This window comes from Thermoflavimicrobium dichotomicum, assembly GCF_900114055.1.
Lineage (GTDB): Bacteria > Bacillota > Bacilli > Thermoactinomycetales > Thermoactinomycetaceae > Thermoflavimicrobium > Thermoflavimicrobium dichotomicum.
Genome location: NZ_FORR01000072.1, coordinates 1 through 1126, shown reverse-complemented (window position 1 = coordinate 1126; position 1126 = coordinate 1). Strand labels below are relative to the sequence as shown.

1 protein-coding gene is annotated in these 1126 nt (G+C 51.1%); it reads right to left on the bottom strand.

The features are described 5' to 3' along the window. On the bottom strand, nt 1–1126 hold a 1126-nt coding region (locus BMZ78_RS18425; RefSeq protein WP_139203383.1), incomplete at both ends, for a non-ribosomal peptide synthetase.

Genomic DNA, 1126 nt, shown 5'->3' with positions numbered 1-1126 from the left:
TGAATCCGCTCGGCCGGGTAAGCCGGGTCAATCGGCATATAGGTTCCACCGGCTTTTAACACGCCCAGAATCCCGATGATCATCTCCAGCGAGCGTTCAAACATCAATCCCACAATCGATTCCGACTCCACTCCTTCTTTACGCAAAACCCGGGCGAGTTGGTTGGCACGCTCGTTTAACTCGCGATACGTGAGGTTTTTTCCTTCACAAGTCACCGCAATCCGATCCGGGGTTCGCTGCACTTGCTCCTCAAACAAGGCCTGGATCGTTTTATCCCGGGGGTAATCCGCCTGTGTATCGTTGAACACCGTGAGCAGTTGCTCTTTTTCTTCTTCTGTCACCAGCTCAAACTCCGCCAGGGACTTCTCCGGATTGGCTGCCACTTGTTGCAACAGATGAACAAAGTGCTTCACCATTCTTTCAATGGTTTCACGCTTAAATAAGCGTGTGCTGTACTCCACGGAGAGATGGAGCTGTTCCCTCTCCATGATCATCCAATGGAGGTCGAACTTTGCATTCTTCCATTCCCATTCATAAGGCTGAATGGTGAGAGAGGGCATATCCATCTCAGCGATGTCCATATTTTGCATGGTCAACATCGTGTCAAAGAGAGGTTGGCGACTGAGATCCCGCTGTAAATCCAGCTTCTCCACCAACTCTTCAAATGGATAATCGCTGTTTTCATAGGCCTGAAGCACTTGCTGTTTGACCTGTGCCAAGAAGGAGCGGAAGCTTTGCCCGGGTTTGGACTGTGTTCTGAGCGCTAAGGTGTTCACAAACATTCCCACCACGGATTCAAGGTCAACATGAGGACGACCTGCGATCGGCGAACCGATAATCATGTCCTGTTGCCCCGTGTACTTGGATAAAAGCACATGATACACGGCTAAAAGCGTCATATACAAGGTCGTTCCTTCACGCATAGCGAGTGCTTTTACTTTCTCAAGGATCTCTTTCCCGACGGTGAAGTTCATGATCTCCCCATCAAACTGCCGCACCGGCGGGCGTGGGAAGTCGGTTGGAAGCTCGAGAACGGGCAACTCACCAGCCAACTGCTCCAGCCAATACGTCTCTTGCTTCTTCAAGCGCTCCTTCTGCTCCGGCTTTTGCTGCCAAACCGCTACAT